This window comes from Bacillus cereus group sp. MG1 (assembly GCF_040460035.1).
In the GTDB taxonomy this organism is placed as follows: Bacteria; Bacillota; Bacilli; order Bacillales; family Bacillaceae_G; genus Bacillus_A; species Bacillus_A cereus.
Genome location: NZ_JARVGY010000001.1, coordinates 4,806,134 through 4,831,241, shown reverse-complemented (window position 1 = coordinate 4,831,241; position 25,108 = coordinate 4,806,134). Strand labels below are relative to the sequence as shown.

The following is a 25,108-nucleotide window of genomic DNA, read 5'->3' as shown; positions in this document are numbered from 1 at the left end:
CCTCTTTCTATGCCAAAAAGCCGAGTTCTTTCGAAATGCGATGCGCTGTTTCTTTCACCTTCGCAATAAAATATGAAATGTTACTTTCGCTGTACTCAATTGCTAATCCTGAAATACTAATGCCTGCTACAACCGTTCCATCGCTCGCGAAAATGGGTGCTGCTATCGCGGCTGTATGATTTTCTAACTCAGAATAACTAATTGTGTAGCCTTCCTTTTTTGCCATTTGCAACACTTCTAACAATTGTTCCTTATCCACGATTGTTCCATCTGCAAACTGTTTTAAATCCACTTCCTCTATGTATCTCCGTTTCTCTTCCTCAGAGAAATACGATAGTAAAATTCTTGGACATGCACCAGCATAAAGCGGTGCTCTTCTTCCAACTGCCGTATACACGCGTACTGGCTGAACACCTTCCATCTTTTCAACATAAATTGCGTCATTACCATCTTGAATTATTAAATTAACTGCCTGTCCTAAACTATCTCTAAGTTCTTTCATATAAGGAATTGCTATATTTCTTACTGATAATCGGTGTGAAACAAGTTGACCGAACCGTAAAAATACGACCCCTAAACGATATTTCCCCTTTTCGTTTTTTTGTAAAAACGCCATCTCTTCTAACGAGCCAATTAAACGATAAACAGATGTTTTCGGCATATTTGTAAGCTGAACCATCTCAGTTAAACTTAGCTCTTCATGCTCATAAAACAACTCTAAAATATCCATTGTCTTAACTGCCGTTTTATTTATACTCATTCTATCTCCCTTTCGTTCCGAAAAACGGAACTTAAATTCCGTTTTTCGAAACAAACATATAATTTAAAATTATAAAATATTCTTTCAATTCAATCAATAGATTTTAAGCAAATAAAAAAGCATGGAAGAATATCTCTCCCATACTTCACTACACTTTATAACGCTCTTACTTGTTTCAACGGCCAGAAAACAGCTTGTCCTTTTCCAACAATTTCATCTTCTGAAATAAAGCCAAACATGCGACCATCCTTAGAAACTTCACGATTATCCCCTAAAACAAATACTTGGCCTTCTGGCACTTTCGTTTTCCCTGTGATTTGTTCTAACGTAAAGTCTGGAGTTAATACACGGCCTACTGCTTTTTCTTTAAACTGTTTTAAATATGGTTCTTCCATCGCTTTTCCGTTTACATATAAAACATCATTTTTATACTCAACTGTATCGCCTGGCAAACCAATTACTCGTTTTACTAAATCGTAACCTTCTTTTCCGTGGAAGACGATAATATCAAAGCGATCTAATCCACTTATACTATAACCAATCTTATTCACGAGAACTCGTTCGTTATTTTCTAAAGTGGGCATCATCGATTCACCTTGTACTAAAGAAGGTGTAAATAAAACACCGCGAATAATAGCAATTAATACAAGGGTAAACCCTATCGTTTTAGCCCATGAGAATAATTCTTTCTTCGTATTTTCCTTCATCGTTTCTCCTCTTTCTTAAGCACTTATTTTATTATTTCAACTAATTCTTGTACTAAATTAGGATCTATTTCAGAAAAACATGATTTTCCTTCTCTTACCGCTGTACCGACGTGCGCCTGCGTAATTCCAGTTTCATCTAGCAATCGCTTTATATTTTCTTTCGTCACGCCAGCTCCAGCTACAAGCCGAATTTGACCATCGCTTACCTTTTGCATTTCTGTAAGCACCGGAATATTCTCTACTATATTTCCTTGTCCACCTGAAGTTAAAACGTGAGTCACTTTATGAAACTTCTTTAAAGTTCTCATCGCTTCTACTGGATTTTCTATATCATCTATCGCACGGTGGTACGTTACATTTATTCCATCTACAACAGATAGTAAGTCCGCTAATTTCTCTTCATCCACTTCATTTCGTTCATTTAATACGCCTAATACTACACCAGCTGCTCCTAACTTCTGTGCAACTATAATATCTTCTTTCATCATTTCAATTTCTTCTTCCGTATATGTAAAAGACTTCGCATGCGGACGAATCATAACATGAATTGGTATACTTACCGCTTCTACCGCTTTTTTTATAAAAGCATAACTCGGTGTTAAACCACCTTCTGTATAAGATGAAATTAATTCAATCCGCTTCCCGCCAGCGCTTTCAATTCGTTTTACATCTTCTAAACATGTTGCAATAACCTCTAGCATGAGATGACCTCTTTTCGTGCTTTTTTCTTATTATAACATTAGTAAAAATAAGAAGCCTAGCTTTCTCCTTTAAAACTTAAAAAAGAAGAATGAAAAGAAAGATTTTTTTATTGGCAACAATTATTGGTAACATCCTATTATTCATGTACACTCCTACCATAATGAAAAAACCCGTCATTTTGACGGACTTTTCTAATTTCAAGCTTTCCTTTCCTCAGTTTTCATATCAATGCCTAATTGATCTTCCAATAACTTTACACCTTTCTTTGTAAGATGGACAGCCCGATTCTTATCCGTTTTTGTAATCCATTCCTGTTCAAAAAATAGTTTTGCTATTGCAGATCCTAACCAACCGGCAATATGGTAGCGTCGTTCACTCCAATCAAGGCAAGGTTTTGCAAATACCCTCCTTTTTGTATCTGCCTCATCAACATTTATTTCAAAATTCAGAAACCATTGCTTACCTTGTTCCGTTACAATGTATTCTCCATCCTCTAAAATTATAAATTGCCTATCTAGTAATTTTTCAGTTATCTCTACACCGAGTTTGCCTGCAAGATGATCATAACAAGTTCGAGCATAACGAATTTGTTTTAGTTGACCTGATTGTTTTAAAGAACGAACTTGAACTGTTGGTGCGATTGTCCCTAACTTTTCAAGCACTTCTGCAACTTCTTGATTAGCAAGTCGATAGTAACGATGTCTACCATGTTGTTCAACTGTAAGTAAATTCCCTTCTACTAATTTAGAAAGATGCGAACTAATTGTTGGATGTGACACTTTTGCCATATAAGCCAATTCACTAGCAGGTAGTGCCTGATTATTCATTAGACAATCTAATATGATTGCTCTTGTAGGTTCAGCAATTAGTTTAGCTATATATGAGATATTCGGATATACATTCATATTTCGATGATACCCTAACTATTAAATTGATACAATTATTTTAAGTTTAATAGTAAAGGAGAATGTATTATGAATGCAATTGATCTTAGTATATTAAATTTGAAAGAAACGAGAAGGCGCTCAGAAAAATTATGGAATTCTCTTCCTAATAATTTTCTTAATTGGAAGCCTGATCCTGAGGCTATGTCTTTTGGTGAGATGATTCGTCATGTATGGAGTTCAACTTTTTACTACCATATGATTATAAAAAACAACGGTTCAATAAACGACATACGTATCCCGTATGATGACGAGCCGATTACTTGTGTAAAAAAAGAAATTGAATTGGCACAATCATACTTTACTGACTTCATAGAATATGTTCAATCAATAAGCATAGCCGATCTAGATTCAAGACTTATTGATAGAAGCGATGTTGGCTATCAACGATATTTAGGCGATATGCTATTACGAATTGCCTATCATGATGCGGTCCATGCAGGTCAATTTTTACAATATTTACGAATGGTAAACTTAGAAAGACCATTAATTTGGGATTAAATACGAAAAATGTTTATACAGCCTCCAAACTGGCATTACAATAAGAATTTTTCAACAAGAAACAATCACAAAACCATGATAATCATTTATATTAAAAACCTACATCTCAACTAAGTACTTCATACACATAAAAAGCACGGGTTTGATTACTAATCAAACCCGTGCTTTCAAAACAACTATAATATCCATAAACAATAAAATGTAAAATTTAAAAACTACGACCGAAACGCCGCATCCGCCAGCATAGACAATGTTGCATCATCCATCGGTGGATTATGCAGTCCTGCTCTGACGTTTAAATAGTAACGATGGAGCGGATTTTTTTCTGATAAACTTTTTGCTCCTACGATGCGCATCGATTTATCCACTATAGATATCGCCGCATTTGTTACAGCATATTTCACGGCTGCTAATTCTGCTTGCAGTGATAGTTTATCTTCTGCCTCATCGTACTTTTTCGCAATTTGATATAAAAAGACGCGAGCTTGCATAAGCTCGAGTTCTAATTCTCCAACTAATCTTCTAACATTCGGCAATAAACTAATAGAATGGTTTAAACTGTTTGGCTTGTATGATTCCGCAAATTGAACTGCATAATTTCTTGCTGATTGTGCAATTCCTAAATAACATGCTGGTATATGTAGCAACCAGCCAACACCCTTTTGTTTTACTTTCCCGCCTTTTATATCTGTAAAAAAGCGACTTTCTATCTCTACATTTTGTAAGACAAGGTCGTGGCTAGCAGTCCCTCGCATTGCAACGCTATCCCACGTTTCTTCAATAGATACACCGGGTGTATTTCTTGGAATAACAAACTCACCAACTTCTTCTTGGCCTTCCATACTTGCTGAAATAATAAAATAATCAAGTACTGGTGCCATCGTTGTAAAAGTTTTTCTTCCATTTATAACCCACTTCTCGCCTTGTTGAACCGCTATTGTTTCTGGTTTGCCGCCACGCGTCGGACTCCCTGTTTTCGGTTCTGTCGCTGCCCTGTTAAAGAGCGCACCATTACGTACTTCTTCGCAAAACCATTTGAACATCTCATCATTCCAAGAGCGATTTTCCGCTAGCTCTTTCACAATGCCAAGATGCCAGCCAATCGATAATGCAGTAGCTCCGCAGCCTTCCGCGATTTTCTCTTGAAATAAAACAAAGTCATATAAAGAAATCGCACTACCACCAAATTCCTTCGGTAACGTTAATTTCGTATATCCGATATCTTTCAAATCATTTATATTTTCATACGGAAATGATCCCAATTCACTTAGCTGATGCTCCCTTTCCATGAACTTCGGAATCAATTTATTTATTTGTGCAATAATGAAAGATTGTTCTTCTGTTTCAACAAATGAGAGTGCCATACTATAATCTCCTTTATGTTCGATTCATCAACCGCTCACTTTTTCATTATGATTATATGAAGCTACCTCTCTATTGTTTCACTATTCCGATAAAAATACAATGTTTTTGACTAATAAGAAAAGTTCCTATTTAAGGATAGGTTCTTTTCTTATGTTAATCTCCTTTCAATGCCTTTAATGGCAAAGAGGTTACATATCCAATATACGAGAATAATTCTTTAAAGAAGAATGGAATTTCTGTGTCTAACGTTTTATATGCTGATGTCGGCGTTGGTGAAGCATACGCTTCAATATTAATATGTTTTGCAATTCTCATTGCGCGTTTCATATGAAGTGGATCACTTACAATCGTGTATGTGCGTATTCCGTTCTCTATTCCAACTTGCTTCGCATTTTTTAAATTTTCTTCAGTGAAAAGGGATTTAGTTTCAATTAAAATATCTTCCTCTTTTACACCTTGTTTCATTGCATATACTCTTGCAGTACGTGCTTCCTCAAGTTCTGCCTCGAACTTTGTACCACCTGTAAAAATAATCTTTTTGATATTTCCATTCTTATATAAAGAAATCGCATGATTAATTCTTTCTTTAAATACAGGAGATGGTTTTCCGTTCCACGAAGCTGCTCCTAGTACGATACCAGCATCCGTTTTCACGTCATCATTTGCTTTAAAACGATAACTCCAAATATCGTAAGCTGCATAACTTACATATAAAATAGCAGAACAAATCATTAGTAAAAATACTTGAAAGATTCGTCTTTTCTTACTCTTCTTATTTTCTTTCATTTGTAATTGCCTCCGTACATCATCCATACTTCTATAAAAAACATTTATATCAAATCGTTTTGTTTGAGTTTATTTAAAAGAAGGAACTTTACTTGTTATTTATGTATAAAAGGGTTTTCATTTAAAATTGAGGATTATCAATTCATTTTCATTTGCGGTTTTCATTACATTTTTTAAATTCATAAGTTTATTACCATACAACTACATTGTAACGAATTTTTTCTCAGAAGGGAACGATGAAACAAAAGGAATTAAAATAAAGTAGCATTTTGTAAGAAAAAAGGTATATTTTTCATGTCTCACGAACAATATACCTTTCAAAACACGAATTATAACTTTTCTTTATATAACTCTAATTTTTCTAACAATTGTTCTTTTACGCCTGGCCATTCACTCGAGATAATACTGTACACCACCGCATCTCTCACATAACCATTCGGTAATTTTCTTTCATTTCTAAGCACACCTTCTTTTACTGCGCCTAATCTTTCAATTGCTCGTTGTGCTTTTTCATTTCTTGCATCCGTCTTAATTTGCACTCTCAGCATATGCAATTTTTCAAAAGCATACTGGAGAAGCATATACTTACACTCTGTATTTATACTCGTACGTTGTACACTCGGATGATACCACGTTTGCCCTAACTCAACTGTCTTATCTTCTACTGAAATATTATATAAACGTGTACTTCCTACAATCTTATTCGACTGTTGATCTACGACTATGAAAGGTATTTGAGTACCTCTTCCGTAACCCTTTATCGCTTTTTGAACGTATTGTTGCATATCTTGCACACTATCCATTTTAGAGATTAAATACGCCCAAATATCCCGATTTCCTTCTACAATCGAAAACAAAGTTTCGACATCAGTATTATCCATTAACCGCAACTTTGCTCTTTCGTGAATAATTTCCATTTTTAAGCCCCCTTTGTTGTTACTATATCATAAGAATAAAAACGTATTATAATAATATAAAAATATAAAGCGAAGAATTCTTTTCAAATATATTCTTCTCGTATAAGGAAGGTAGGAAGACTCATCAGTAACCCTTAAAAAAGAATTTTTTGGTAATTCCCAATAAATTCTATATAATGATAAACGGGAGGGGATAAAAAATGCTAGATCAAATTACTTGGGGAACGCCAGGCAGCTTATTATGCTTAGGGTTCTTTTTTGCGGGACTAGGAATCTTCTTAAGAAGCGTTACGTCATATACGAAAAATAAATAAGAATATCCTGCTTTTAAACAAAAGAAGCCCTCTTTTTACAGACGGCTTCTTTTTTATAACTTTATCTTATTAAAACTTTAAAGCAATAAATAAGCAATCGGCGTAATAATAAGTAACGTTAAAATCGTTCTCTGCACATATAAAATAATAAGTTCAGATACTTTTAACGGAATATCTGTTGATAATATACAAGGAATGGAAGCGGAGAAAAACAAAATAGATGATACGGAAACAACTGCAATAACAAACTTTGTCACAATTGGTGCACTTACTACTAATAATGACGGTAAAAACATTTCTGCAATACCAACTGATGCGGCTTTAGCGGCTAAGTCTGCTTCTGGTAATTGTAATAGCCATGTAAACGGATAGAAAATATAACTGATCCAATCAAATATTGGCGTAAACTTCGCTAAGACGATACCAATTAATCCTACTGACATAATGGATGGTAAAATTCCCATCGTCATAATAAATCCGTCTTTTAAATTTAATGCAATATTTTTCATAATGCTCGGTGCAGACTTTGATACTTCTAACGCATCTTCCCAAGCACGTTCTAACATTTTTTCTTTATAAACAGGCTCTGGGAACCCTTCTTCTGTTACATATGTATCTGGTTTTCTACTGAGGGGCGGGATTCTTGCGGTGATAGCAGTCACGATGAATGTTACAACAAGCGTAGTCCAAAAATAAACATTCCATAAATGCATAATATCTAATGTTTTTGCGATGATGATCATAAATGTAGCGGATACTGTAGAAAATCCTGTAGCGATAATCGCCGCTTCTTTTGTCGTATACTTTCCTTCTTTATACACGCGATTCGTAATAAGGAGAGCAAGCGAATAACTTCCAACGAAGGACGCAACTGCGTCGATTGCCGATCTCCCCGGCGTATTCCATAATGGCCTCATAATCGGACGACAAAATGTACCGATAAATTCAAGCAATCCATATCCGACTAATAACGCTAAAAACGCCGAGCCAATTGGAACGAGCAAACTTACTGATATGACTAGCTTCTCATACAAAAACGGTCCAACATCTGGCGCAAAGAACCAAGCTGGTCCTACTTTTAAACAATATAATATGCCAAATACAACGCCAACTACTTTTAAAATAGAAAAACAAATGTCTACGATAGATGCATTCCATTTCTTCGTATAAAATGGATAAATCGCACCAATTGCCATAACAAATAATGCATAATAAGGTACTATGCCAGGAACCGAAGCCCTAATCCACGATACGATATGATCAATCATAATAGACGATGCACCGTTTATCGTAACAGGAACGAAAAACATAAACACTCCAACGAGACTAGCAAGTATAAACCGAAGAATAATTCCCTTCTCTTGCCCTGTCTTAATTACATTACTCTTTAATTCAATTTCACTCAAAATTCGACACCTCCTATTATCTAAATATTCTGTATAATTATGTTAGATTCCTTCTTTCCATTTCTACTATTTCATCATATAAAAAAAGCCTATTTTAAAATAGGCTTTTTCTACTACCTCTCATAATCATCCACAATCACTTGAATGATACGATACGATTCTTCTGCTACTTTTTCATTACTATCCCTATTCGCATCATATGTAATTAACGCCTTCCAAAGTGCCCATCCTCTCGCTCTATTCCACGTTTCTTCATCCATGCGTAATACTTCATTAAATACATTTCTACTATTTTCATCAAAAAACGTCCACGCCATCGCTGCATCACAAGCCGGATCCCCTACTCCTAAAATACCAAAATCAATTACGGCACAAAGCTTTCCGTCCTTAACAAGTAAGTTTCCAGGTGCAACATCCCCATGAACCCAAACTGGCTTACGGTCCCATGTTGAACTAAGTGCTACATTCCAAAGGTGCTTTAATAATGCCTCGTCAAAAACATCCTTATTATTTTCAATAGCAACTCTCGCCTCTTCAGCATATACAGATATAAGCCCGCCTCGGTAAAAATTATGCGCTCCAGCTATTGGGCCATTACTCGCATCAATAGCCTGCAATTCCACTAAAAATGATCCTAAGTCCGCCGCAAATTCATTTAGGTCACGGACATTTTGTTTCGTAATAGTATCTCCTTCTATCCACTTATTAATAGACCAAGGCCATGGATACTCTTCAGATGGATTTCCTTTCGCAATTGGTGCAGAAATCGGTAAAGAAAGCTCCTTACTTAATATAGGTAGCCACTTATTTTCTTTCTCTACTTGCGGCGCATATGCCGCGTCACTTGGCAATCTTACACTCATCTCATCCCCTAGATGAAACGTTCTATTATCATGCCCACTAAACTTTACAGGCTTCACTTCTAAATGTGCCCATTTAGGAAATTGTTCCCCTATCAATCTTTTAACTAAATCAGTATGAATTTGATTCATTCACTTGCCCCTTCTCTTTTGAAATTTACTAAGTCCATCTGTACTCCCAACATACTCAAAACCACTTCTTTTATAAAAATCATTCAGCGTACGATTATGTCCAACGCAATCTAACTTCAAATACTCTTTATCACATTGTACATTCTCGTCTATCCACTGTAAAACCCTCTCTCCTATTCCATTCCCCTTATATTTTCGTTTCACCGCAAATCTATGAATATATAATGAATTAGAAACTTCCTCTTTACCAAAAATGTATTCATCCCATTCATTTTGTTTAGGAGAAACTGTAATCGTACCAACTATTTCATCTTCTTTCATAACAACATACGTATATTTCTCTCTTATACATTCTAGTATTTCAGCCGTAGCTTCCTCTCCTAAAAGATACTGCCACTGATCCACTTCTTTATATTGTAGCCATTGTGCTACTTCTTTTAATAAAATGATAATACTATCACTTTCATTTTCAGTAGCAATTCGAATTGCATATTCTTTACTTATATTGCTCTCCATATTGCCTTTCCCCTTTCAAATTGCTACCATACTGACAAACGAGTCCTTCCATCATTTTCATCTGTAATATATTCTACATAAAATCCTTGATTCCGTGCGTTTTCATACATCAATTCAATCGCTTTTTGATCTTTCGCATAAATTTGTATGCATTGAGCATCCACTGCTAATACGATTAGCTCACACTTACTTTCCTTAAACTCTTCATATGTTTCAATATCTATCGTTTTTTCTCCTTTAGGATATGCTTTTAAATCTGCAAAAATAAGATAATATATGTTGTCTTTAACTAACTTTTTCAATGCTAACCCTTCCACTACACTTGGTTCTTCTGGAAATAATGCCTCATCCAATTCACCACGTGCTATTAAGTAGGACTCCTCATCCCTCACTCGCCAATCAAATTCAGTAATATCAATTGGGTTTAACACTTTCCAAAGTACATTGCTGTATTCATTTGGAATATCTACAAAAATCCCTCTTTTCATATGCTTGCTCCTAACTTATTCATTTTCATACATTATATATGAAATGTAATTACTATATTTTGTCGATACATATGTACATCATAAAAAACCGCTCCACTATTAGCGAAACGGTTTCCTTTTTCTTACATTTAAATATTTCATTCAATTGTTGCACTGCCTTTTAAAATAATTTCTAATATATGCACCACATTAGCCGTTCATTCTTAATGCTCACTTCGACTTTACAAAATAATATAAAAACCATACTGCATGATTTTGTTCATCCGCAGCTATTCTCCGTAACAACTCTTTCAAATGTACATCGGATGTCTCATCTGAAATTTCCAAATAAAAATCTACTGTTTTTTGTTCATCTTGTATAGCGAACTCTAATCCTTGTAAATACGTATTTGGGCAGTCTTCAGTAATTTGTGGTTTCGGCTGCCTGCCAGTTAAGTTCGTATAAATTTGTACAAAGTTGTGGAAATGCTTTATTTCATCATTACGAATTTCAAGAATTTGTTTTTGTTCTACTTGATTTGGAGCCATATTCGCTAATTTTGCATAGCAGCTTATGGCGCTATACTCTCCATTTATAGCTTTTTCAATATCACTAATCAACTTATCATTTTGCCTATAACAATCATAATAATTTGAATTATACATCGTATCCCCCCATACTTTCGCTTACCATTTTATGCATTTAGAAATAGTAGGAGCCTGTGTATTTAACGGGACGGCTTTAGAATGAAAGAAAAGTTTGAGAAAAGGGTCTATTTTGCAAAGGAATTGCTTATGCATAAAATAATACTATTGTATACTGTTGCTATAAACTCTCGCGGGAGTTAGGAAAATAAATTCGCGAATCAACGATTGGTTCAACATGATGCGGTGCGAAGCTATTATGAGTTAAGTGACATAATTAGGAGGTTCCACTATGCCATCTTTATTTAAAACTATGGAGTTCCAGCTAAAAACCGAACGACTTGACCTGAGTATGTGGGAGGAATCCGATTCAGTTTGGATGAGGAAATTAATTGGCGAACGTGGTGTGGACATGCCGACCCTCGACTCCGTTCGTAACCGGCTTATTGAGATGCGTAAGAAGGCAGATGAAAATGGCATTTCCCTTCTCACTATTCGAAGAAGAGACGAAGGCGATTTCATCGGATACTGCGGCTTGATTATCGGTCGTTCCACACTTGAAGAGCCGGAGATTGCATACGAGTTGTTCCGCAGCGCTCATGGTAAAGGTTATGCGACTGAGGCGGCATCTGTTGTACTGGACGCGGCGATTGCTACTGGGCGCCAAAGACTTTGGTCGACTGTAGGTGCTTGGAATATCGCTTCCCTCCGGGTACTAGAAAAGATAGGATTTAAGCGTCATCACAGTACGTGGGATGACGAACGTGGTGAGATTGTCTGGAATGTACGTGACCTTTAGAAATCCCGACTTAATTCTAAACATAACACTTTTCAACAATTAGGTGTTTACATTGAGGAAAAGCCAGAAAAATTAACAAACTTTATTATCAGCAAATATTCATTCTTCAGCTTATAGATTTCATCAAAAAAAGCCGTTTCACTAATTATGAAGTGACCCCCGAAAGTTAGACAGGTCGTTTCATTAGGCAGCCTCTAGGGTATGAGCCCGGTATTGTACTGGGCTCATACCCTTTAATTTTGCCTTAATTCTTTTATGATTATAGTATTCTATATACTTTGCTAATTCTTGTTTGAAATGTGTTATACTTTCAAATTCTTTTCGATACAGAAATTCCGATTTCATGATACCGAAGAAATTTTCAATAACGGCATTGTCATAACAGTTTCCTTTGCGAGACATACTTTGAGTTATGCCACAATTCTTAAGAGAATGACGGTATTGTTTCATTTGATAGTGCCAACCTTGATCAGAGTGAATGAGGAGTTTATCCGGATTGGTTACACAATAAAGGGCTTGGTCCAACATCGTTGAAACAAGGGAATAGGTCGGTCTTGAACCAATTGTATACGTGATAATTTCACCATTAAATAAATCCAACATTGGTGATAGGTATAACTTCTCCCCAAATAACTTAAACTCCGTAATATCTGTAACCCACTTTTCATTTGGTTTTTCAGCTTGGAAGTTGCGATTTAAAATATTTGGCGCAATTTTCCCAACTGTCCCTTTGTAAGAGCGGTATTTTTTCATACGAACCAGACATTTTAACCCTAATTCTTTCATAAGGCGATACACTTTTTTATGATTTACTTTGTGTCCACGATTCATAAGTTCATCACGAATACGACGATAACCATAACACCCATCGTGTTCATTATAAATAGCTTGAATCAGTTCTTTTACCTCCGCATTTGGATCAGGACGATTAAAACGTTTCATCCAGTAATAGTACGTACTACGTGGAATGTTTGCGAGTTGAAGTAACTCCTTGATAGGAAATTCATGCCTTAACTCGTAGATTACTTGCGCTTTGTCTTGTTTGGTGATTTTTCTTTGTTTTGAACTAAGGCATTCAACTTTTTTAAATATGCATTTTCCATACGTAAACGCTCATTTTCCGCTTGTAAGGCTTCGATTGATCCTTCATCTACTGGCTTTATTTTTTTATCTTTCATGGTTGGACGCCCCTTTTTCTTTGATTGTAGGGCATCCAATCCTCCTGTTTCATAAGCTATTTTCCATTTCCGAAGTGTTTCATAAGACGGTATATTGAAAAGTGCCGCTGTTTCTCTGATAGATGTCCCGTGTTCATTCATATAATAAAGTACATCTAGTTTATACTGGGCTGGGTAGAATGTATAGCACTTTTCAAAGGCCTTTTCACCTGAAGACTCATATCGTCTAATCCACTCACGAAGTACGCTAGGGTTAACTCCTATAGATTTAGCAATTGTTTTTCCACTTTCTGTACCATCTAAATATCGTTTCACCGCTTGGATTTTTTCTTTTGAAGAAAATTTAGCCATAAAAAATGCACCTCCAATTAGTGAAACGGCTTTTTTTTAAGCGTTCAATTCTGTTTTATACCCTTTTACTGCACTACGTTTGAATGCAGTTGCTAATATAGTAACCATACTTACTATACCAATCCAAACGAGTACAGTAACAGGTGTATTCCAGCTTAATCCTTTTCCGAAGAAGAAGATTTCTCTTAAGCCTTCAATCATAAATTTCATTGGTAACCATGAGTAAACCCAGTCTTGATAAAACGGAGACAACATCTCAGGTGCTAACGATAGTAACGGCGCCCCGAAGAATAGTAATAAAGCGAATAAACCGATTCCTTTTAGCCCAACCAATGAAAGTACCGCAGATATCATTAAGAAGAAACTAAAAGAAGTAATGGATAAGAATAGAGCTGTATCCGTGAAGTTCGAAATATTTAACCCTACCATCCCATCCGCAATCCATGTAAGACCAAATCCAATTACAAGTGTCGCAATAGCTCCTGTTACGATTTGGTTTACTTTTAACAGAAAGTTTTCTTTTCTTGAGCTTACTGGCATTTTACTAATCGCAATAAAAATAATCGCTGCACTAGCTAAACTTGCAATCCATAACGGCTGGAACAATGATATTGGTGAGTTACCGTTCGCACTATTTTTGCCGACCTCATTCATATTTTTCACGTTCTTTACAATAGGTGTTACTAATTTCGCAGCTTGATCTGTTGTTAATGTACCTCCTTTTTCCTTATATCCTTCTAATACTTGCGCGCGAACAGTATTGTTCATATTATCAACAATCGCCTGTAATATTTGTCCTGCCATAGTTGATGCAGCCGTATTCATTCCTTGATTAATATATATTTCTATCTCAGGTGAAGATGGCTGTGGTGTTCGTAACGACGCTTGTTTTGCGCTAAATTCTTTCGGGATGACTAATGCCGCGTAATACTCTTTATTGTTTAATCCCTTTTGAACGGCTTCTTTATTTTTTACTTCTACCCACTTCACTGCGGGTTCTTCCTCTGATTTCGCTGTTTTTTTCATGTTATCAACGATCGTTTGCCCCATATTCATTTTCGGTTGATTTGGAATTTCTACACCTTGATCCTCATTTACAATTGCAATTGGCAAGTTTTTCGGCTTTGGTTGAACAGTTGGAAATAACGTTAATGAAAAAATAAAAACAACAAGTAGTGCAATAACTGGTGATAACAATAAAAGTTTATTTTTAAACATTTTCTTTTCTCCTCCCTTAATTTGATCTATAATAACCAACAACGTGTTGTTTATTTATATTTTGAATTATATGTTCGAGTTGAACCTTATACAATAATCAAAAATCGTGAATGTGTTGGTTATAAGACACATTTTCTAAATGTGTTGAGTAAAATTAAGGAGGGATATGCTTTGCGCGATAATAATTTAGATTTGCGTGTTGTTCGTACAAAAACTGCCATACGAAATGCATTGGTGGAGCTAATTGAAGAAAAAGGTTTTGACGCCATTACAGTGAAAGATATTACAACGAAAGCAAACATTAATCGCGGTACTTTCTATGCGCACTATCAAGATAAATTTGATTTAATGACAAAATGCCAAGAAGACATTATGTACGAGTTTTCTAACATTGCTAAACAGAAATTCCCAGAAGTTATTGCTGACCTTGGATCAAATCCTTCTCCAACAATGCCATTTATACTTATCACTTCTATTCTTGCATTTCTAAATGAAAATAGTGATTTTATGAGAGCTGTACTAAGTCCGAAAGGAGATTTATCTTTCCAAACAAAACTGAAAGACTTTATGTGGAAAACATTATTTGAAGATACGAATGGTCCTCTCATTAATAAGGAGAATTTACTTGTTCCAAGCGAATACTTAACTTCTTATATGGCATCTGCGCATATAGGTGTCATCCAACAATGGTTAAATAATGGACAAAAAGAAACACCTGAGGAGATTGCTCGCTTTTTATCAACAATCGCAGTTCATGGACCTTTTTATGCGGCTGGCTTAAAGAAATAAGTCAGCTATATAATAAAAGAACATCCACTATAATAGCGGATGTTCTTTTATTTCATTACAACACTTCAATATACCCTTCTGTTCCATGTACCCGAATTCGTTGTCCGTCTTTTATTAATTTCGTAGCATTCTCTACTCCAACGACTGCCGGTAATCCATATTCACGTGCAATTACTGCTCCGTGCGTCATAAGTCCGCCAACTTCAGTGACTAACCCTTTTATAGACACAAACAATGGTGTCCAGCCCGGATCAGTAAAAGCTGTAACTAATATATCGCCCTCTTCTAAATTCGCTTCTTCCATGTTTAAAATAACGCGAGCTCTCCCCTCAATCACTCCTGAAGAAACAGGCAAACCTACAATCGCATCATCTGGGAGGTTTTCTCGTTTATATTTACCTGTAATGATTTCTCCATCAGACGTCATTATACGAGGAGGCGTTAGTTTTTCATATAATTTGTAATCATTTTTTTGTTTTTGTATCAGTTCGTAATCTAGTTTATTCGTGCAGACTACTTCGTGAAGTTCTTCAAAAGTTAAATAGTATATATCATCCACTTCACGAATGACACCGCTCTGCACAAGTTGCTCAGCTTCTTTCAGTAACGCTTGCTTATATATGAAATAACGATTAATCATACCGTATTTTGGATATTCACGATAGCCGATAAAATTACGGATATTACGAATCATTCGCTTCGTTTCTTCTACTTTTTGTTTTCCATCCGATAAGTGCTGTAATCGATCTACTAACTCTTCTTCTTTTTTCAAAGCTTCTTGCAGTCCTTCTTCAAATTTCCGCTTACTCGCACCATATTCAAAATCTCTTATATTATTTAAAATCATCGGGATAATTGTAGTTGGCTTTTCACTCCAGCGCGTTTTCGTAATATCTATTTCTCCGCTACATCTCATTCCGTATTTATTTAGAAAAGTTAGAATAGCATCTCGAGCTTCTTCTCCACCCTTAAACTGAACTAGTTCATTTAAAAAGCTATCATCTTCTACATGTTGTAAATACGTAATAACTTCTTTGTACGGCCGAATCACATCAGCGACATCCATTAATGCTAAACCCATTTCAGATGTAATATTATTTTGTACGGATTGAGAAAGCGTGTCTGCTGCATTTTTTTCACCTAACCATTGCTCCATCTTTTCATTTATCCATGTTGAAGCATTCATACCAGCCATAATGACAGCGATACTTTGCGGGTTAAACAATACTTTCTTTAATTGCTGAATATCTTCCAAAATAAAATCAAGTACGTCCACTCCTGATTTCAGTTGCATATTTTGTTTTAACTCTTCAAGTGATGCTTGACTATTCTGTATTAAATTTGTAACGATTACCGGATCATTTTCAATTTCCGGTTGAGAATTTGCAGGTGGCACACTTTTACCAACACTCTTCCCTTTTTCATCATCTGGTAATAATTTAATAAAATTATCTCGCTTAACTATAGTCGTTAATGCATCTCTTACGAGTAGATCCGATTTTCCTAAAGTGTTTATTAAGTAATCTCTGCTAGCAGGTAAAGCTAATTGTTGCGTAGCATCGACAAATAACCTGCCTCCCGCTTTACGCATAGGGGCACTAGTCGTTAACAGGAAAAAAGATAAACCTAATGGTTTCATCGCATCGGTCATCATTTGTTGATGGCCAACCGATATATACACATGATTTCCCTCATCATTTTCTTCAGGAATTGGATATAAAGTCGTAATGGGGCGACTTTGGACTATATAAATTGTATCATCAACTAAGCACCATTCAATATCTTGCGGACAACCAAAATAAGCTTCGATTTGTCTTCCGATGCGTGCTAGTTGTAAAATCTGTTGTTCAGTAAGTGTTTGAACTTTTTGCTGATTAGGAGCAATTTTCTTTCTCTCTGTTCCGCCTTCTTTTCGTCCATAGATGGCTAATTTTTTCATTGCGATGACCTTTTCGACGATTTCATCTTCTTTTACCTTATAATTATCGGCAGAAACTAATCCAGATACTAGCGCCTCGCCAAGTCCAAAGCTGGCATCGATTGACAACACCTTCCTATTTGAAGTAATCGGATCAGCCGTAAATAAAATACCCGAAGCCTCAGGGAAAACCATTTTTTGAACGACAACACATATAGAAACTTGATTATGTTCAAAACCATTTTGCATGCGGTACGTAACTGCTCGCTCTGTAAATAAAGACCCCCAGCACTTTCTTACATGCTGTAAAATCGCTTCTTCTCCGATAATATTTAAATACGTATCTTGTTGACCTGCAAATGAAGCATACGGTAAATCTTCAGCCGTCGCACTAGAACGCACGGCATACGCATGTTCATTTCCAAAACGTGAGAGATAATGAGTTACTGCTTCCACTACATCAGAAGGGATTTCTACTGCCATAATTACTTCTCTAATCTTCTTACTCATTTCACCAATTTGAGCTCGCTCTTCCATTTTCAACTTTGTTAGTTGCTGCAACAAAGCCTGAAGCTCTTCATTTTGCTCGATAGCCTTTTCATATCCTACCGTTGTAACACAAAAACCTTCGGGTACTTGTATACCTTGAATGTTTGTTAACTCCCCTAAATTCAAACCTTTTCCACCGACGAGCGAAAGCTGCGTGTTTTCTATTTCCTGAAAATCGAGAACGAAAGAACTCATATAACATCTCTCCTTACTATGCATGTGTTCTTGATTGTAGCAGGAGTCAATACGAATAAACAGTCTATTTCGAACTTGATTTACATGATATAATTAAGTTAGGAAGAGATAACTATTTTTATTTCTCCCCCTCTAATCCACTTCAATTACATCTCCAAACTTAAACATTCTTTGATTATGAAAAGCATCCGTACAAGTAATCGTCTTATTTAATGGATTTATATTAGCTACTGTTATGTAATTTTTATATAGATAGCCATTCTCTAAAATTTTTATAGTGTAATCCACTTTCAATAAAAGTCAAAAAATATGTTCGTCAATTAAATCTTCACAAATATTTAATGCTTATAAATTAATATTCATCTCATATATAAGTTCTAAGAAATTTAGATAAAAAAGACATTATTTTTGATGATCTAAACTAATTGAAACTTTAATTAAATTATATATCTATAACAACATAGAGCAATGTCATAACGAATTGAAACCGAAAGTTTCTTAAAGTAGAAAATTCGGCTTCTTTTATATCGAAATTTGCTTAGCGTATATTTTCGTTAAAATGCGGGTAGTACCCCATCGCTATTGAGCTAAGCTCATACACCATCAATTATAGTAGAGGCTACGTGTAAAGAATTTAAAGACCCCTCAGGGATCAATGAATTCCTGAGGGGTTGCCTACGTGATATAACATATTTACAATTATGTTACGTTTAAAATACGTATCTTTTTCATTTACCTTATAACCACCCTATTTAAGTTTATAAGAACTATGCTTTTGAGATAAAAGTCATTACTTGTTTTATAAACTCGTAACCAAAATAACCACTAAATCCGAATAGGACTATTGCGGCAAATATAGATACTCTTTTAATAAAGGTTGGATTTAGAAAACGTCTAGTAAAATGAACAAAGCTTAATAAGATCATATCATGCATAAAGATACCTAATAAAATACCTACAGCTATTAATATAAATGTAGATGTACTTGCATTACCTAATGAAGAAACTAGAACCGGGCCAAAGACCCCTATCCAAAACACAATATTAGCCGGTGATATAGCAATCATAAAACCAGATAAAGAAGCTGATAATAAAGATTTATTAGGATCTTCTCCATCTATGTTAACTTCCGACTTTGCTTCTTTAATGCTTTCTATTCCAATAAACATTAAAAATATAAAACCTAGGAGCCACATAACTGTTTCTACCCATGGATTGGTTAATACACTAGAGAACCCTAGATAAATCAGGACGATTAAAGATAAATCTACAGTCATTCCTCCTATACCTACAAACCAACCATGTACGAAACCATTTCTCATTCCTTGTTTAGTCATTTGGACTGTCATAGCACCTGCGGGTATTGCTAAAGATAAACCTAACAAAATATATGTGAAAAGTGTTATAATCATAAAAATTCTCCTATTATAAGTATTGTAATAATCAAACCCTTTTTCTTTTTCCTCGGGTTCAGCAAATAGAACTACAGCACGGCGACTTTTCACATTACTTCTAGCAAGCATCAAAAACTCATAAGAAGATAAATGCCTAAAATCCCATAAGATCCTTTACATGTTCAGCATTCTTTTTAGATGTTAATTTTTCAAGTAATAAAAACGCAACATCAAAAGCTGTGCCTGGATTTGATGATGTAATAATATTTCCATCTTGTACTATTAAATCATTTTGTACTATTGCACCGAAATTCTTTAACTGCTCTTTTCGTTTACTCGTCGGATGACTGTATGTGGTAGCTTTTTTACCTACAAGAATTCCACTTTTTCCAAGCGTTAATGATGCAACACAAATACTGGCAATAGGCTTCTGCTTGGCATAAAAATGTTGAATAACATGTAAGAATTCTCTACTGTATGCATCCCGATAAAAACCAGCCTCTTCAAATCCTCCTGGAATAGCTAGTGCATCAAATTCATCTAATTGAATATCATCAACCGTTTTTTCCGGTATGACAGTGAAATTCCAAGTACAAGTTAATTTATTCCGAAGACCAACTGTTACGACCTCGGTTGATCCATCTCCCTCCCATTTATTCCAGCCTAGTACATCTGTAAATACACTAGCTTCTACTGCTTCAAACCCGTCAGCTAATAATAATAAAATCTTTTTCATATCGTAAACCGCCTCCTTCTACCCTTATTTTATACAAGTATAGAAGGCTGATAAATAAGTTCAATAAGGATATTTGATTGTTTTTCTTTATTTTATAAAGAATTTAAGTTATTCTATTTTATAAAAAAAGGTTGGATAATTTATGGATCAAATTGATAAAAAAATCGTGGGACTATTACAGTCAAATGCAAAAATTTCAATGAAGGATTTAGCGGAAGCGGTTCACTTATCTTCCCCGTCAGTAACTGAGCGAGTACGAAAGTTAGAGGAACAACAAATTATTGAAGGTTACCATGCACATGTTTCTCTAAAAAAAATAAATCGTCCAATTTCTGCACTTATACTGTTTAAATCAACAAATTGTAAATCATTATCTAACTTTTGCTACAATCATCCAGATGTACTTGAGTGTTACAGAGTAGCAGGAGAAATTAGCTATATTGTCAAAATAGCAACACATTCTGTAGAAAGTTTAGAACAATTTATTGATGATTCAATGCAATATGGTACGCCATCAACGAATATTGTGTTATCTTCTTATGAAAAAAAGATAATTACTCCTTTTATTAGTGAAGAATAAAAATACGGGCATAATCAATTAACTATTGCTTATGCAGAAGGATAATTTTTGTATGTTATATTAAAAAATAAAGACGTTATATTTTTTTAAAAGGAGTGTAATTACAATGGATTTTTCTAATAAATTAGTGATCATAACAGGGGCTGGAAATGGAATCGGGAGAGGAATTGCTTTACATTATGCAGAGGGGCCAATGTTATTTTAGCAGATATAGACGAAAAAGCAGGTGCAAAAACAGTTACTAAGATGAAAGAACAGGGTAAAGAAGCACTTTTCGTACAAACAGATGTAAGGCTGGAAACAGATATTATTCGATTAATGGAAGTAGCTAATCAAACATACGGTCAGATAGATATTTTAATTAATAATGCAGGAAAAGAGTTATTCAAGTCTCCTTACGATATTTCGCTAGAAGAATGGGACGATGTAATAAGCACAAACCTAAGAAGCGTTTTCTTGGGTTCACGTGAAGCAGCAAAGTATATGCGTCATAACAAAGAAGGTGGATCTATCGTGAATATTGCCTCTACAAGGGCGATTATGTCTGAGCCAAATTCAGAATCTTATGCTGCCACAAAAGGTGGGATCGTTGCTATTACACACGCGCTCGCAGCCTCATTTAGCGAAGCTAGGATTACCGTGAATGCTATTTCCCCAGGTTGGATTGAAACAGGAGATTATTCAAAATTAAGTAAAATTGATCATGAACAGCACCTATCAAAGCGTGTAGGAACACCAGATGATATTGCACGAGCCTGTCTGTATTTAACAGCCAGCGAAAATGATTTTGTTACAGGTATAAACCTTGTCGTAGACGGTGGAATGACGAGGAAAATGATGTATGAGGAATAGGCGGTAATCAATCAAGAAATACAGATTCGCTATCAATAAAGCCTACTTTATCCAAGGTGATTTACCGAATCATCATGTGAATTTGAAATACAATTGAACTGTTTATAAAAAAGATGAACCGGAATTTCCTATCTCTAATAAAGAAGGGATTTCCGTTTTTCTTTCGGATGAAACATGTGAAAATGAATAAAAACCATGAAGTACTCAATGCAAGGACACCAGCTACACTAAGAGCGTTAGTTAGATAAAAAATAGAATATATCATTATAGATAGTAAGAGATATTAGTATCACTGAACGGGCTGTTAATAGCTATTGAAAAGCATAATTTAATCAATCTCAATTACATCACAAAACTTAAATATCCTTTGATTATGAAAAGCATCGGTACAAGTAATCGCCTCATTTAATGAATTTCTATTAGAAACTGTTCTGTATTCTTTATAAACCTACGTTAAAATATTCAGATGAACCTTTTATTAACTCATAACCCCTCCTCAAAAAATAGTAAAAACTACACTTGTGAAATCAATATTTTCTGTTTGCACTTTATATAAATCGATATGTCTCCACCTTAATTTTTGTTTTTTGTAATCCCCACTAATTCTTTTCTCAAATCCCCCAAAATGGATTTGAGAAATTAGGGAACTATAATGTCGTATTGAAACATATTAAGGGGGACAAAAGGTGAACAAGGAAATGAATTATGGAAGTGATTACAAGTTTATTCCAGCAACTTCAATTGAAAGTGGTCACGGCATCGAAGTATTACCTGATTTATTTTGCTACACGATTCAAATCGTCAACATATGTTTTGTTGGGAATCCGCATACCGATGATTTTGTTTTAGTTGACGCTGGAATGCCTAAATGTGCAAATGAAATTATCTCTGTTACTGAGGAGCGATTTGGTACAAATAGCCGTCCAAAAGCAATTATTTTAACTCATGGGCATTTTGATCATGTTGGAGGAATAATTGAACTCATTAAATATTGGGATGTTCCAGTCTATGCCCATCAAATGGAGATACCGTTTTTGACTGGACAACAAAGCTATCCTGAACCAGATCCAACAGTTGAAGGTGGTATGGTAGCGAAAATGTCTCCCCTGTTCCCTAATGAACCGATTGATTTAGGAAATAGCGTAAAAGCACTACCTATCGATGGAACTGTTCCCCATATGCCAGAGTTTAGATGGATTCATACACCAGGGCATACTCCTGGGCATATTTCATTATTCCGAGAGAAAGACCGAACTTTAATTGCTGGGGACGCTTTTGTTACAGTGAAACAGGAGTATCTGTATAAAGTAATAACTCAAGAACAGGAAATAAGCGGTCCTCCTCGTTATTTAACAACAGACTGGAAAGCCGCTAAAGAATCAGTCATTAAATTAGAAGAATTAAAGCCTCTAGTCGCTATTACTGGACATGGGATACCAATGTCAGGTGAATTGCTATCAACGAACCTCAAAACACTGGTTCAAGAATTTGATAAAATTGCTGTACCTGATTACGGAAAATATATAGATAAAAAGATGCATTAAATGCGGAAATACTTTGTTTATTTTCATATTAATGAATCAAAATATAATGCAAAATCAAAACACCAACGAATATTAAGTTTAATATGAAAAAACACTGTACTTAGGCAACATCTCTATTATAAGAATGGAACTACCCTTTATGAATAAAGCTCGATATTCCGCAAATACTATCCATAGTATAAGCCTGCTTCTTACCCAGGTTGTACTTCTTACCATTAAGGGGTGATTAAAACGGGTTACGCTATATAAAAGCATAATCCGTTTTTAATGAAATATTGTATTCCATATACGTTTAAACAATGGAGGAAAATGATGAAACATATTGTTGCCTTATTAATTAAATACACAGCGATAACTGCAGTATTGCTAATCATGCTCAGTATCTTTCAAGGCATTTCAATTCCTAGAGTATTATTAATTTCTCTTTTTCTTACGGGAGCTGCCTATTTAATCGGAGACCTCTTCATTTTACCTAAATACGGAAATATGATTGCTACAATGGCAGATTTCGGCTTAAGCTTTTTCGGAACTTGGTTACTAACATCCTTGTTTACTAATTTAGATGCTACTCGTAACATTGGACTTTCTTCATTTATAGCCGCTTTAATTATTGGTGGAACAGAAGTTTTCTTCCATATTTATATGAAGAGGCTAGTGCTACGTAACGACGATGAATTAAAAAATCGCAATCATATTCACCATGATAAATATGCTATGGAGATGTCAGAGGAATATATGGATTCTTCCACAGTAAATAAATCCAATCTTGAGGATACATCTAAAAAATAAAAAAGTGGCCAACGCCACTTTTTATTTTTGTTTATTAAGCTTGATCGGAATTTCTTACATGTAATGGAGGTGGAACTACCCATCCTTTTTTCTTACTTAAACGTAGCAACGTTACACCTGCCTGCGCTTTTTTCATATGAAATTGGCCAAATAGCATCCCTACATCTTCTCGAAGACATTTTCCCATCACCTGACTACATGTCACAAGTCCAGCTGCTAATCCTGCAGAAACAGCAGCAGCAATTTCAACATCATTAATACGTGCTCCCGGAGGAATGTCTTCGATAGATGCAACTGGTCGTTCTGGAGGAGCAGGCGGTAAAGCGACCCCATTAATCTTTAAAAGAGCTTTTAATTCTTCTATTTCCGAATTCATATCATTTTCAATTAAGCCTTCTAAAAACTTCTTCAAGTCTTCATCACCTGTGTGATTCATAAATACTTGATGACTTGCAATTGCACCCTGTGCAGCAAGAAGATAGCTCCAAATATCAAATACTTCACCGTAATGTAACGGTTCATTTTGAGGATTTCCACTTAATATACCCATTTTTAAATTCCTACCTTTCGAAAATATCATAATAAATATTGATTTCAATATTGAAATCAAATTTTTAAGTATGCTTTTTCCTGCAAAAGATTTTCTACTATGCATGGAAAACACCTTTCCAACACCGCGTGTTTATTGTTTAGGAAAGTAGTTTACAAATTAAATACTCAAAGATTATGAAAGAAGATTATCAATAATCTTTGAGTGAAAATCCATTTACTATAAGGTTTTTTATTTTTATACATATACAAAAGAAATTGATTTACATATTCGCTATATTTTACACTAATTCACTTAGCGATTAGCTCTACCACCAAGTTGTTGTTCAGCCATTGCTACTAAACGTTTTGTAATTTCACCACCAACAGATCCGTTTGCACGAGCTGTTGTATCTGCACCAAGTTGTACACCAAACTCTTGTGCAATTTCATATTTCATTTGATCAAGAGCTTGTTCAGCACCTCGAACTAACAATTCATTACGACTTCCACTATTATTGTTTGCCATCTTATTTCACCTCCGATGTTTTTAATATGCTACAAATTATGAAATAATAATTATCCTTTTTATGGAAATTAGATTATGAATAAAAATTGATTTTTTTCTTAAAGTAGGGCAAAACATATAAGAAAGAATAACTGATA

At 35.1% G+C, this 25,108-nt stretch carries 26 protein-coding genes and 1 pseudogene; 7 read left to right on the top strand and 20 right to left on the bottom strand.

Features of this window, described 5'->3' with window-relative positions:
• Positions 1-7: 7 nt before the first annotated feature.
• From QCI79_RS25175 to QCI79_RS25160, 4 genes are all read right to left on the bottom strand, one after another.
• Complete coding sequence (locus QCI79_RS25175; RefSeq protein WP_000026350.1) at positions 8-760, bottom strand: IclR family transcriptional regulator; 753 nt, start codon at positions 758-760, stop codon at positions 8-10.
• Between the two features lie 155 nt (positions 761-915).
• Positions 916-1,467: a signal peptidase I gene (gene lepB, locus QCI79_RS25170; protein ID WP_000662490.1), complete on the bottom strand. Its 552-nt coding sequence runs from the start codon at positions 1,465-1,467 to the stop codon at positions 916-918.
• 23 nt (positions 1,468-1,490) lie between these two features.
• Complete coding sequence (locus QCI79_RS25165; protein ID WP_021727843.1) at positions 1,491-2,168, bottom strand: copper homeostasis protein CutC; 678 nt, start codon at positions 2,166-2,168, stop codon at positions 1,491-1,493.
• Between the two features lie 198 nt (positions 2,169-2,366).
• Positions 2,367-3,074 carry an ArsR/SmtB family transcription factor gene (locus tag QCI79_RS25160; RefSeq protein ID WP_001103803.1) on the bottom strand — a complete coding sequence of 236 codons (708 nt, stop codon included), beginning with the start codon at positions 3,072-3,074 and terminating at the stop codon, positions 2,367-2,369.
• Positions 3,075-3,143: 69 nt separating this feature from the next.
• Between QCI79_RS25160 and QCI79_RS25155 the strand changes: the two genes are divergently transcribed.
• A complete protein-coding gene (locus tag QCI79_RS25155) occupies positions 3,144-3,614 on the top strand; it encodes a DinB family protein (protein WP_000991282.1) in 471 nt (156 codons plus the stop codon).
• A gap of 215 nt (positions 3,615-3,829) precedes the next feature.
• Here QCI79_RS25155 and QCI79_RS25150 read toward each other — a convergent pair whose 3' ends face one another.
• From QCI79_RS25150 to QCI79_RS25115, 8 genes are all read right to left on the bottom strand, one after another.
• Entirely contained in the window at positions 3,830-4,978 is a 1,149-nt protein-coding gene (locus tag QCI79_RS25150; protein WP_001218345.1) for an acyl-CoA dehydrogenase family protein, read from the bottom strand.
• 154 nt (positions 4,979-5,132) lie between these two features.
• A complete protein-coding gene (locus QCI79_RS25145) occupies positions 5,133-5,765 on the bottom strand; it encodes a YdcF family protein (RefSeq protein WP_000662216.1) in 633 nt (210 codons plus the stop codon).
• 329 nt (positions 5,766-6,094) lie between these two features.
• A complete protein-coding gene (locus QCI79_RS25140; protein WP_000402585.1) occupies positions 6,095-6,682 on the bottom strand; it encodes a GNAT family N-acetyltransferase in 588 nt (195 codons plus the stop codon).
• Between the two features lie 391 nt (positions 6,683-7,073).
• Entirely contained in the window at positions 7,074-8,402 is a 1,329-nt protein-coding gene (locus QCI79_RS25135) for a YjiH family protein (RefSeq protein ID WP_021727842.1), read from the bottom strand.
• A 113-nt stretch (positions 8,403-8,515) separates the two neighbouring features.
• Positions 8,516-9,394, bottom strand: coding sequence for an aminoglycoside phosphotransferase family protein (locus QCI79_RS25130; RefSeq protein ID WP_001071799.1), 879 nt, complete (start codon positions 9,392-9,394; stop codon positions 8,516-8,518).
• Positions 9,395-9,910, bottom strand: coding sequence for a GNAT family N-acetyltransferase (locus tag QCI79_RS25125; protein WP_000445466.1), 516 nt, complete (start codon positions 9,908-9,910; stop codon positions 9,395-9,397). It lies immediately after the preceding gene.
• Between the two features lie 23 nt (positions 9,911-9,933).
• The gene (locus QCI79_RS25120) at positions 9,934-10,398 is read right to left on the bottom strand and encodes a DUF2691 family protein (protein ID WP_000820157.1); all 465 of its coding nucleotides are present in this window, start codon (positions 10,396-10,398) and stop codon (positions 9,934-9,936) included.
• A 210-nt stretch (positions 10,399-10,608) separates the two neighbouring features.
• A complete protein-coding gene (locus QCI79_RS25115; RefSeq protein ID WP_000282817.1) occupies positions 10,609-11,043 on the bottom strand; it encodes a ferritin-like domain-containing protein in 435 nt (144 codons plus the stop codon).
• Between the two features lie 271 nt (positions 11,044-11,314).
• Here QCI79_RS25115 and QCI79_RS25110 point away from each other — a divergent pair, with 271 nt between their 5' ends.
• Entirely contained in the window at positions 11,315-11,821 is a 507-nt protein-coding gene (locus QCI79_RS25110) for a GNAT family N-acetyltransferase (RefSeq protein WP_001139531.1), read from the top strand.
• 183 nt (positions 11,822-12,004) lie between these two features.
• Here QCI79_RS25110 and QCI79_RS25105 read toward each other — a convergent pair.
• Both QCI79_RS25105 and QCI79_RS25100 read right to left on the bottom strand, forming a co-directional pair.
• Positions 12,005-13,350 (bottom strand): IS3-like element ISBth10 family transposase gene (locus QCI79_RS25105; protein WP_087942842.1). Its coding sequence is split into 2 segments (ribosomal slippage): positions 12,005-12,909 and positions 12,909-13,350, totalling 1,347 coding nucleotides; the frame shifts between segments, so codons are not numbered across the junction.
• Between the two features lie 36 nt (positions 13,351-13,386).
• The gene (locus QCI79_RS25100; RefSeq protein WP_000475859.1) at positions 13,387-14,568 is read right to left on the bottom strand and encodes a YhgE/Pip domain-containing protein; all 1,182 of its coding nucleotides are present in this window, start codon (positions 14,566-14,568) and stop codon (positions 13,387-13,389) included.
• Positions 14,569-14,739: 171 nt separating this feature from the next.
• On the opposite strand from QCI79_RS25100, the gene QCI79_RS25095 reads away from it, so the two are divergent.
• Positions 14,740-15,357, top strand: coding sequence for a TetR/AcrR family transcriptional regulator (locus tag QCI79_RS25095; protein ID WP_001205503.1), 618 nt, complete (start codon positions 14,740-14,742; stop codon positions 15,355-15,357).
• A 55-nt stretch (positions 15,358-15,412) separates the two neighbouring features.
• Here the strand turns inward: QCI79_RS25095 and ppsA are convergent, their stop codons facing one another.
• The 4 genes from ppsA to QCI79_RS25075 all read right to left on the bottom strand — a co-directional run bounded on the left by ppsA (position 15,413) and on the right by QCI79_RS25075 (position 20,149).
• Positions 15,413-18,019 carry a phosphoenolpyruvate synthase gene (gene ppsA, locus QCI79_RS25090; protein WP_021727515.1) on the bottom strand — a complete coding sequence of 869 codons (2,607 nt, stop codon included), beginning with the start codon at positions 18,017-18,019 and terminating at the stop codon, positions 15,413-15,415.
• 132 nt (positions 18,020-18,151) lie between these two features.
• Positions 18,152-18,313, bottom strand: a complete 162-nt coding sequence (locus tag QCI79_RS25085; RefSeq protein WP_015382330.1) for a YolD-like family protein — start codon at positions 18,311-18,313, stop codon at positions 18,152-18,154.
• A 473-nt stretch (positions 18,314-18,786) separates the two neighbouring features.
• Positions 18,787-19,431: a LysE family translocator gene (locus QCI79_RS25080; RefSeq protein ID WP_023901694.1), complete on the bottom strand. Its 645-nt coding sequence runs from the start codon at positions 19,429-19,431 to the stop codon at positions 18,787-18,789.
• Between the two features lie 136 nt (positions 19,432-19,567).
• On the bottom strand, positions 19,568-20,149 hold the full coding sequence (locus QCI79_RS25075; protein ID WP_000722336.1) for a DJ-1/PfpI family protein: 582 nt from the start codon (positions 20,147-20,149) through the stop codon (positions 19,568-19,570).
• A gap of 142 nt (positions 20,150-20,291) precedes the next feature.
• On the opposite strand from QCI79_RS25075, the gene QCI79_RS25070 reads away from it, so the two are divergent.
• The 4 genes and pseudogenes from QCI79_RS25070 to QCI79_RS25055 all read left to right on the top strand — a co-directional run bounded on the left by QCI79_RS25070 (position 20,292) and on the right by QCI79_RS25055 (position 23,914).
• Positions 20,292-20,729, top strand: a complete 438-nt coding sequence (locus QCI79_RS25070; RefSeq protein ID WP_000372089.1) for an Lrp/AsnC family transcriptional regulator — start codon at positions 20,292-20,294, stop codon at positions 20,727-20,729.
• A gap of 106 nt (positions 20,730-20,835) precedes the next feature.
• Positions 20,836-21,581: pseudogene (locus QCI79_RS25065) on the top strand (glucose 1-dehydrogenase).
• 686 nt (positions 21,582-22,267) lie between these two features.
• Entirely contained in the window at positions 22,268-23,125 is an 858-nt protein-coding gene (locus tag QCI79_RS25060) for an MBL fold metallo-hydrolase (RefSeq protein WP_001031191.1), read from the top strand.
• Between the two features lie 312 nt (positions 23,126-23,437).
• Positions 23,438-23,914, top strand: a complete 477-nt coding sequence (locus QCI79_RS25055) for a YndM family protein (protein ID WP_000680672.1) — start codon at positions 23,438-23,440, stop codon at positions 23,912-23,914.
• Positions 23,915-23,948: 34 nt separating this feature from the next.
• Here the strand turns inward: QCI79_RS25055 and QCI79_RS25050 are convergent, their stop codons facing one another.
• Positions 23,949-24,464, bottom strand: coding sequence for a DUF3231 family protein (locus QCI79_RS25050; RefSeq protein WP_002101091.1), 516 nt, complete (start codon positions 24,462-24,464; stop codon positions 23,949-23,951).
• Positions 24,465-24,758: 294 nt separating this feature from the next.
• Positions 24,759-24,971, bottom strand: coding sequence for a small acid-soluble spore protein, SasP family (gene sasP / locus QCI79_RS25045; RefSeq protein ID WP_000002840.1), 213 nt, complete (start codon positions 24,969-24,971; stop codon positions 24,759-24,761).
• Between the last annotated feature and the right edge of the window lie 137 nt (positions 24,972-25,108).